Origin of the sequence: Streptomyces sp. NPDC002838, from assembly GCF_040295365.1 — a bacterium.
Taxonomy (GTDB): domain Bacteria; phylum Actinomycetota; class Actinomycetes; order Streptomycetales; family Streptomycetaceae; genus Streptomyces.
Window position 1 is genome coordinate 11,255 of record NZ_JBEOVF010000101.1, and the last position, 8,008, is coordinate 19,262.

Consider the following 8,008-nt stretch of genomic DNA (forward strand, 5'->3'; position numbering starts at 1 on the left):
GGGCACCGGCTGGACCTCCATCGTCCCCATCGAAGTCTGGTCACTGAATACTGGGACCACGACGTTGCTGTTGTCGTACCAGGCTGGCACGGGCAAGGCCCACCTGAACACCGTCGCCGAAGATGGCGCCATGAATCCGGTGTGGCAGCGCGACGACTGGGGCACCGGCTGGACCTCCATCGTCCCCGGGCATGTGGGGGCCGAGCCGTTCCTGCTGTCGTACAAGATCGGGGATGGCCGTACTCACGTCAACGGGGCCAGCTCTGACGGCGCCATGGACCAGTGGTGGAGTGGGAACTGGGGCGCCGGATGGACCTCGGTCGTCGAAATGAAGGCCGACAATTCAAACTTCCTGCTGCGCTACAACAGTGGGTCAGGCAAAGCCACCCTCGCCCGCATTAGGAACTGAGTCGATGAGGGGCACGCCGACTTCTCGACGGTGGCCGGCTGGGAGTCGTGAGCTCCACTTCCGTGGGGACGACGTTCGCGGCCGCCAGGCCAGGTGACCGCTCCAAGCATTCCGTCACCTCACAAGCCGCATTTCGTCGGTTCCCCGACCATGGTGACGTATGCCGATCGTTGAAGCACGCCTCGGCTTGCCGTCACCCCGACCAGGCAGACGGCTTGACTTGTTAACCCCCTGAGATGTCTTTGAGAGCCTGGATGTGCGATCCGTCCATGGAGCAGTCGTCCAGCCCCAGCAAGCCCCCGCGTCGAAGCTCGGTCAGCAGCGCGGCGTGCAGGCGTGGCCAGACACCAGCCTCGGTCCAGTCCCGCAGCCGACGCCAAGCCGTCACACCGGAGCAGCCCACGGATTCCGTCGGAACGTCGCGCCAGGCGACACCGGTTCGCAGCACGTACATCACGCCAGCGAGTGCCACTCGGTCGGGAACGCGCAGGCGCCCGGGGTTGCGACGGCGTCGTTCGGGAGTGGGCGGCAGCAGCGGGGCTACGCGCTCCCACAGATCGTCCGGAACAAGATCAGTACGCACCCGGACACCTTGCCCACCGTGACCGCCAACGGCAAGACCCGCAGCTCGACTTGGCCCAGAAGGTGCCTGGTAGTGAGGTGGCGGGCGCGAACCAGATCAGTTCAGCGACGGCGGGACCCAGGCGTGGTGACGCAGGATCATACGTGTGGCGGCCCGGGACGGAGTCAGTCGCATCGCCGTGTTCCGCAGGGTGACGGCCAGCGGGTGGGACAGTTGCTGGCCCATTCTCCCGGCCTGCCGGGCGGCCCCTGCGACGGCCTGGCTCCGCGGCCGGCGCTCAGCGTCGTAGCGGGCGAGCGCGGCCTCGACGGTGGACTCGGCACCGAGGGCGGCGGCCAGAGTGACCGCGTCCTCCAGTGCCTGGCAGGCGCCCTGTCCGAGGTTGGGGGTCATCGCATGGGCCGCGTCACCGAGCAGCGCGATCCGCCCGACCGCGTATGAGGGGAGAGGCGTGCGGAGTTCGTTCACGTCGTGATGCAACACGGCCTCGGGCCGGGTCGCGTCGAGTAGAGCGGGGATCGGGTCGTGCCAGGTGTGGAATCGTCGGCGCAGTTCGGTCAGTGGGTCGGCGAACCGCGTTCCGGCGGGGAGGCTGAGGACGGCGTGCCACTCGGCCTTCCCGTCCAGGAAAGCGATGTGTCCGAACTCCGCGCCTCGGCCCCAGGTCAGCTCGAAGTCGGTACGCAGATCGACCGCGTGCTCGGTGATCGCGCGCAGCACCGTCGAGCCGCTGTGGGCCGGGCCGGGGTGGTCTGGGAAGAGTTGGCCGCGGACGTTGCTGCCGATACCGTCGGCCGCCACTACCAGATCGGCCTCCAGGGCCGTGGTGCTGTAGCCGACGTGAACTGTCCCCGGGCCGACCTGCTCGACCGTTGCCGCCTCGGAGTCGATCGCCAGTGACCCGGCGGGCAAGCCCTCGCGTAGCAGTCGGTGCAAGGTGGAACGGGGGATGCCCATGATCGGCGTGCCCACCGCCTTCTCCAGTGCCGAGCCGTCCATCCGGGCCAGCCAGCCGCCCCGGGGCGTCCGAGTGCCGCCGCTGTACTGGCCTCGCGACGCGTCCCGAACCGCCCCGCCGACGCCGAGTTCGTCCAGTGCCCGCAGGCCGTTGGCAGCCAATGAAATGCCTGCCCCCGCGTCCTCAAGCATGGACGAACGCTCGAGGACCGTCACGTCCCATCCGATGCGGTGCAGGCCGATTGCGGCGGCTAGCCCGCCTATGCCTCCTCCGACCACCACTGCCGTGTTCCCCATGCCGGAGCCCCCTTCTTCTACATTTGTAGAAGCCGACTCTATCCTGAGTCTCTACGGGTGTAGAAAGGGGCTATGGCTTCGGATAGGCGCACCCTCCTTGCAGACGCAGCTCTCGACGTCCTCGCCGACGAAGGGATGCGCGGCCTGACCCACCGCGCGGTCGACCGCAGAGCAGCCATGCCGCCCGGCACCACCTCGGCCTACTTCCGCACCCGCGCCGCGCTGCTGACCGGACTCGTCGCCCGCCTGGTCCAACTCGACCAGGCGGAACTTCAAACGACGGCCGACGAGCTTCCACCTCTGTGTACCGTCGAGGAACTGGTGGACGGCATGGTGACGCTCACCCGACAGCGACTCACCGGCGAGGGCCGCCGGCGCTCGCTCGCCCGCCATGCTTGCGCCGTCGAGAGCGTGCGCGACAAAGAGCTGCGCGAGATCCTCGTGCCCCGCGAGAACGTCGGCCGCGAGGCCGTCCGGCTGTTCCTCGCCAAGCACGGCGTGACCGACGTCGAGAACCGCACTCACACTCTACTGACCTGCATTGACGGACTGGTCTTCGACCGACTGGTGAACGGCGGCGAAGTACAGCGCGAGGCCCTCGAAGGACTGGTCGCCGCCGCGCTGCGTTAGGCCCCAGGCGTCCACGGTCCCGCTCGAACCAACTGGCAGCCTCAGCTGTCTCCGCCGCCTACGAACCTCATTCTGAAACGATCAGTTATAGGCCCCTCGCAGCGGCTTCGCCACGATCCCCTCCACGCCTGTTCCTTCGAGCGCCGTGTACCAGAGCAGGGCCTCGTCCAGGTCGGTGGTCGACCACACCGGCAGGATCGGCGGACCGGCGTCGGCGAGCACGTCCAGGAGGACCTGGCGGCGCTCCACGTACGGACGCGGGCGCAGGTCAGGAAAGCCCGCCGCAGGATGGGCCAGGACGTCGAACGCCACGTACGTCGCGGGGTGCCGGTCAGCGAGTTCCCGTGCCCGGCGCGGTCTGGAGAGCGCGCGGGACTGCGCTGCCTCGAAGCTGATCCGCGCGTTGCCGTCGGCGTCGGAGAGGTACACCACTGCCTCGCCGTCCAGGATCACGCCGGGCGGCAGGCGCATGGCGGCCACGGCCAGATCCATCCAGTGCGCGGTGACGTCGCGGCCGGAACGCGACTGCAGCCGGACACTGTCCTCGGTCCGCCACAGCACGGTCCGGTGGCCGTCGACCTTGATTTATGCGCTGCTGAGCTGTCCGCGGGATATCGTCCGGCGCCATGTCGATCACTGGATGGCGGGTGCACTTCACCCGTCGAGCTGATGTGGCCGCGGGATGTGTCGCCGTTCATGCGGGAGTTCAGCGAGCTGTTTGCGGCCTCGATGAGCAACTGGACGAGTGGCGTGTGCCCGAGGGGTAGCCGTTCCTGATCAGGCCGGTCGGCATGTACGACGTCGAGTCGAACCGGTACTTTCTCGGTGTGGTCGGCGTCGTCGCCGTGGAACACACAGGCCGCGCACGCCCGGGATCTGCCTTCAGGGGGGCGGGGCGGACGTTCCCCGGACGACGAGACGGGGGGTGATGACTTGTTCCCCGGCGGGGATCTCCGCACCCTCCAGGCGTGCGACGGCCCGGCCGACGGCGAGCCCGGCGAGGCGTGCGATGTCCTGGCCGACGGTGGTGAGGTCGATGTGGGCCAGGCGGGCCAGATGGCTGTCGTCGAACCCGACGACGGAGATGTCGCCGGGGACCGCGATGCCGGAGCGGAGGAAGAGGTCGAGTACGCCGGTCGCGCAGCGGTCGTTGAAGGCCAGTACGGCGGTGGGGCGCGGGCGGGTGGCCGACAGGGTTCGGGCGGCCTCGGCGCCTTCCTCCTCAGTGAGACCGCCGGGGAAAATGCGGATGAGTTCGCCCAGGCCGTGGCGGTTCATGGCGGTGCGGTAGCCGCGGCGCCGGTCGGCTGCGCCCGGTGCCCGGCCGCCGTCGATGTGGGCGATGTCGCGGTGGCCCAGAGCGACGAGGTGGTCCACCGCCTGGCCGGCTCCCTCGTCGTCGGCGGTCCGTACGACCTCCAGGCCCGGGACGGACGGCCGCAGCCGGCGGGCCACGGAGACGACCGGCAGTTGCCCGGCGAGTTCCGCCAGCCGCGCGGCGGGGGCCTGCGGGCCGAGCAGGATCAGCGCCTCGCAGCGGTCGTCGAGCAGTGTCTCGACGGCGCGCTGCTCGCCGCGCCCGGCGGCCACGGCACTCAGCGCGATCTGGTACCCGGCCGGTTCGGCCGCCGCGTAGATGCCCTCCACCAGGTCGGAGTGGAACGGATGCTGGAGGCCGAACTGCACCCCGAGCAGATGGGAGCGGTGGCTGCGGAGCAGCCGGGCCCGGGCGTCGGGTCGGTAACCGATCTCCCGCGCGGCCTGAAGGACGCGCTCGCGGGTGGCCTGGCCGGCCCCTTTCGCGCCGCGCATCACGATGGAGACCAGCGCTGTGGACACCCCTGCCCGCGACGCCACGTCGGCGAGCGTCGGTCGCTTTCCGTTGGGGACCGCTGGGGTCGCCGGCAACCTGTCCTCCCTGGTCGGGGTCGTCTCCTACAGAGTCGACTATAGAACGTTCTAGCTTTCACACGCCACCGGAGCCTTGACAGGGGAGGGCGACAGCTGGCGTACTGCTGCTCCACGGAGTTCTAGAACGTTCTAGTTCCTTGAACGTTCTAGCCCGAAGTCGCGGAGAGAGGTACGTGGCGATGTACACACTGGCGGCCTGCGCCGAGATGGTCTTCCTGGAACTGCCGATCGACGAGCGGGCACGGCGCATCCACGACGCCGGTTTCCAGGTCGAGATCTGGGACTGGACCCGGCACGACCTTGCCGCTCTGGCCCGGACCCCGGCCAACTTCTCCTCCATGACCGGTTACATCCGCGGCAGTCTGACCGACGAGGAGGGTGCGGCCGAACTCCTGAGCACCGCCGAGGAGTCACTCAAGGCGGCCGAGCAACTGGGCTGCCCTCGCCTGAACCTGCACGGCACCGGACTGGATGGCCAGGGCCTGCCGGTGGTGCCGGTGACCGGTGAGGTCACCGGTGAGATGTGGATCGCCGCCCACCGCACGCTCACCCGCCTCGCCGAGCTGGGCGAGAGCGCCGGGGTCGTCTTCACCCTGGAGAACCTCAACACCGCCGTCGACCACCCCGGGGTGCCGTTCGCGACGGCCGCCGACACCCTGGCCCTGGTCGCGGCCGTGGACCGGCCCGGGCTGCGGATGAATCTGGACCTCTACCACGCCCAGATCGGCGAGGGGAATCTGATCGAGCTGGTCCGCAGGGCCCATGCCCTGGGCCTGATCGGCGAGATCCAGGTGGCCGACGTCCCCGGCCGCCGCGAACCCGGAACCGGGGAGATCAACTACCCCGCCGTCGCCCGCGCCCTGGTGGGCCTCGGCTACGAGGGCACGGTGGCGATGGAGGCGTGGGCCTCCGGCGACAGCGAGCTCGCTTTGGAGCGCTTCCGCTCCGCCTTCACCGTCTGACTGTTTCCACTGCCTGTACCTACCCTGACGACGACGTACGGAGCACCCGCATGACCACCCAGCAGCCTCTCGCCGTCGGCCTCCTCGGCGCCGGACGGATGGGTTCGTTCCACGCCGAGACCCTCGCCCACCGCCTCCCGGGCGTCCGGCTCGTCGCCATCGCCGACCCCACCCCGGGCGCCGCGCGGAGCCTGGGCGACCGGCTCGGCTGCGCCACCGCCTACACGGACATCGGTGAACTGCTCGCCGACCCGCACATCGACGCGGTGGTGATCGCCACCCCGGCCCGTACCCACGCCGACCTGGTCGAGGCGGCCGCCAAGGCGGGCAAGGCGGTCTACTGCGAGAAGCCGATGGCGGTCACCCTCGCCGAGGCCGACCGCACCATCGCGGCCGCCGCGGATGCGGGCGTGCTCCTCCAGGTGGGCTTCAACCGCCGCTACGACGCAGGCTTCAGGGCCGCCCACGAGAAGATCGCCGCCGGCGCCATCGGCACACCGCAACTGTTGCGCTCGCTCACCCGCGACCCCGCTCTGGCCGACCCGGCCCGCATACCGCCGTGGACGATCTTCCTGGAGACCCTCATCCATGACTTCGACGTCCTGCGCCACCTCAATCCCGGTGCCGAACCCGTCGAGGTCTTCGCCATGGCGGACGCCCTGATCCGCCCCGACTTCAAGGACCGCGGCCTGCTCGACACCGCCGTCGTCACCGTCCGCTTCGACAACGGCGCCCTCGCCACCGCCGAGGCCAGCTTCCAGGCCGTCTACGGCTACGACGTACGCGCCGAGGTCCTCGGCTCGGCCGGGATGCTCACCATGGGCGACGTCCGCCGCACCCACCTGACCGCATACGGCCCGGACGGCGTCGCCGCCGAGTGCGTCACCTACGACCAGCACCTCTTCCACGACGCCTATGTGGCCGAACTCGCCGACTTCACCGACAGCGTCCGCACCGAGCGCACCCCCTCCGCCACCGGCGAGGACGCACGCGCTGCCCTGGCCATCGCCCTCGCCGCCGTCCAGTCCGTCACCACCGGCGGTCCCGTCCGCGTCGACAAGCTCCAAGACCTGTGAAGCACGGGTCTTCGGCCGCAGCGCGGACCCCGGCGCCGTGTGACAAGTACGGGGTGACGGCCAGGTCAGTCCAACATGCGACCCGCCGCTGCTCGAGTGCGGCGGGGGTGTCGGTGACTAGTAGACGTCTGAAGAGGGATGAGCCGACGGACAGGGCAATGACGGAGGCGATCAGTCCACCGACACCGAACGGTGCGGCGATCTGTGCGAGTGGGCCAGCCGCCCTTCATGGTCCTGACTTGGCCATGGACAACGGACAATGGCAAACCCTGTCCACTCGTAGGCCCACGGTCCCGTCGGAAGCTGCGTCACCGGGCGGGCCAGGGCGACGTCTACGGGCCACTCCACCCCCTCAGCCTGCGCCCCTGGGACACCGCGGCCGCCTGCTGGCTACTCCCGCGCTGCCAGCAGGCGGCCGGGCCGGCGAGGCCGCTGCGGTACGGCCGCGCCGCCGCACGGCGCGAGCCCAGTCGACCTCGGGGTGCGCGCCGGGCAGCGCGTCGACGGGCGCCGTGGTGAACAGCGGGACCATCACCGCCCCGGCCCTCGACGTGCCGAAACGCACCTCACGCCGTTCCGCCGGCCGTACCCACAACAGGTCGCGCATGTAGTCGAAGTCGACCCTCCTCACGCCCAGCCGGGCAGCAGCCTGGTCCGGCCCGAGCGGCGCCTCGTCGGCTGTCACGGCCAGCCGTAAGTGAGGTCTGCGTCGCCTATTCGAGAGCCTCTGGCCTGTGGCATCTCGACTAGGGCCGGACAACTCTTTGAAACGCCTGACCTGCTGCTCTGATTCGAGGCCCTCTGACCTGGCGCGCCGCAACTTGATCCGGACATACATCAACTGCTCTCGGACGCGGTATGAGGCAGCGGCCGAGAAGGCTTTTGGGGTCCTGCGGTTTGCCGGTGGGCGGGCGAGAGCCTGTGGCCCCCGCCCGACTGCCGGTGGGTGCGAAGGCTTCCGACTTGCCTTGTTTGCGGAGATGATCGGCTGAGTCCGGCCGTTGCTGCCGGTGCCGGCCGTGAGGCCGAGCCCACGGCGGGGATCATCGACGCGCAGTCGGTGCGGGCCGCCGCGACGGTGCCGGCCGCCTCACGCGGCTACGACGGCGGGAAGAAGGTGCCCGGGCGCAAGCGGCACATCGTGACCGACTGCCTCGGCCTGCTCCTGGTCGTCTGCGTCACC

The 8,008-nt window shown here is 69.9% G+C and carries 8 protein-coding genes and 2 pseudogenes; 5 read left to right on the forward strand and 5 right to left on the reverse strand.

Translation table 11 applies throughout. From position 1 onward, the window contains the following. A partial coding sequence (locus ABT063_RS50400; protein WP_351068794.1) for a hypothetical protein occupies window positions 1-409 on the forward strand: 409 nt, incomplete at its 5' end. Window positions 410-650: 241 nt separating this feature from the next. Here the strand turns inward: ABT063_RS50400 and ABT063_RS50405 are convergent. After that, a pseudogene (locus tag ABT063_RS50405) lies at window positions 651-992 on the reverse strand (transposase); the annotation flags it as partial. Window positions 993-1,088: 96 nt separating this feature from the next. Continuing rightward, window positions 1,089-2,246 carry an FAD-dependent monooxygenase gene (locus tag ABT063_RS50410; RefSeq protein ID WP_351068797.1) on the reverse strand — a complete coding sequence of 386 codons (1,158 nt, stop codon included), beginning with the start codon at window positions 2,244-2,246 and terminating at the stop codon, window positions 1,089-1,091. Window positions 2,247-2,318: 72 nt separating this feature from the next. On the opposite strand from ABT063_RS50410, the gene ABT063_RS50415 reads away from it, so the two are divergent. Continuing rightward, window positions 2,319-2,876 (forward strand): TetR/AcrR family transcriptional regulator, encoded by a 558-nt coding sequence (locus tag ABT063_RS50415; protein WP_351068799.1) that lies wholly within the window; start codon window positions 2,319-2,321, stop codon window positions 2,874-2,876. An 81-nt stretch (window positions 2,877-2,957) separates the two neighbouring features. Here the strand turns inward: ABT063_RS50415 and ABT063_RS50420 are convergent, their stop codons facing one another. After that, window positions 2,958-3,461 carry an ATP-dependent DNA ligase gene (locus ABT063_RS50420; protein WP_351068812.1) on the reverse strand — a complete coding sequence of 168 codons (504 nt, stop codon included), beginning with the start codon at window positions 3,459-3,461 and terminating at the stop codon, window positions 2,958-2,960. A gap of 297 nt (window positions 3,462-3,758) precedes the next feature. After that, complete coding sequence (locus ABT063_RS50425; RefSeq protein ID WP_351068802.1) at window positions 3,759-4,784, reverse strand: LacI family DNA-binding transcriptional regulator; 1,026 nt, start codon at window positions 4,782-4,784, stop codon at window positions 3,759-3,761. A 182-nt stretch (window positions 4,785-4,966) separates the two neighbouring features. On the opposite strand from ABT063_RS50425, the gene ABT063_RS50430 reads away from it, so the two are divergent. Both ABT063_RS50430 and ABT063_RS50435 read left to right on the forward strand, forming a co-directional pair. Continuing rightward, window positions 4,967-5,749, forward strand: a complete 783-nt coding sequence (locus tag ABT063_RS50430) for a TIM barrel protein (protein WP_243382396.1) — start codon at window positions 4,967-4,969, stop codon at window positions 5,747-5,749. Window positions 5,750-5,799: 50 nt separating this feature from the next. Further along, window positions 5,800-6,825: a Gfo/Idh/MocA family oxidoreductase gene (locus ABT063_RS50435; protein WP_351068804.1), complete on the forward strand. Its 1,026-nt coding sequence runs from the start codon at window positions 5,800-5,802 to the stop codon at window positions 6,823-6,825. A 352-nt stretch (window positions 6,826-7,177) separates the two neighbouring features. Here ABT063_RS50435 and ABT063_RS50440 read toward each other — a convergent pair whose 3' ends face one another. Next, window positions 7,178-7,510: a hypothetical protein gene (locus tag ABT063_RS50440; protein ID WP_351068807.1), complete on the reverse strand. Its 333-nt coding sequence runs from the start codon at window positions 7,508-7,510 to the stop codon at window positions 7,178-7,180. Window positions 7,511-7,840: 330 nt separating this feature from the next. Between ABT063_RS50440 and ABT063_RS50445 the strand changes: the two are divergent. Next, window positions 7,841-8,008 (forward strand): annotated as a pseudogene (locus ABT063_RS50445) (transposase); the annotation flags it as partial.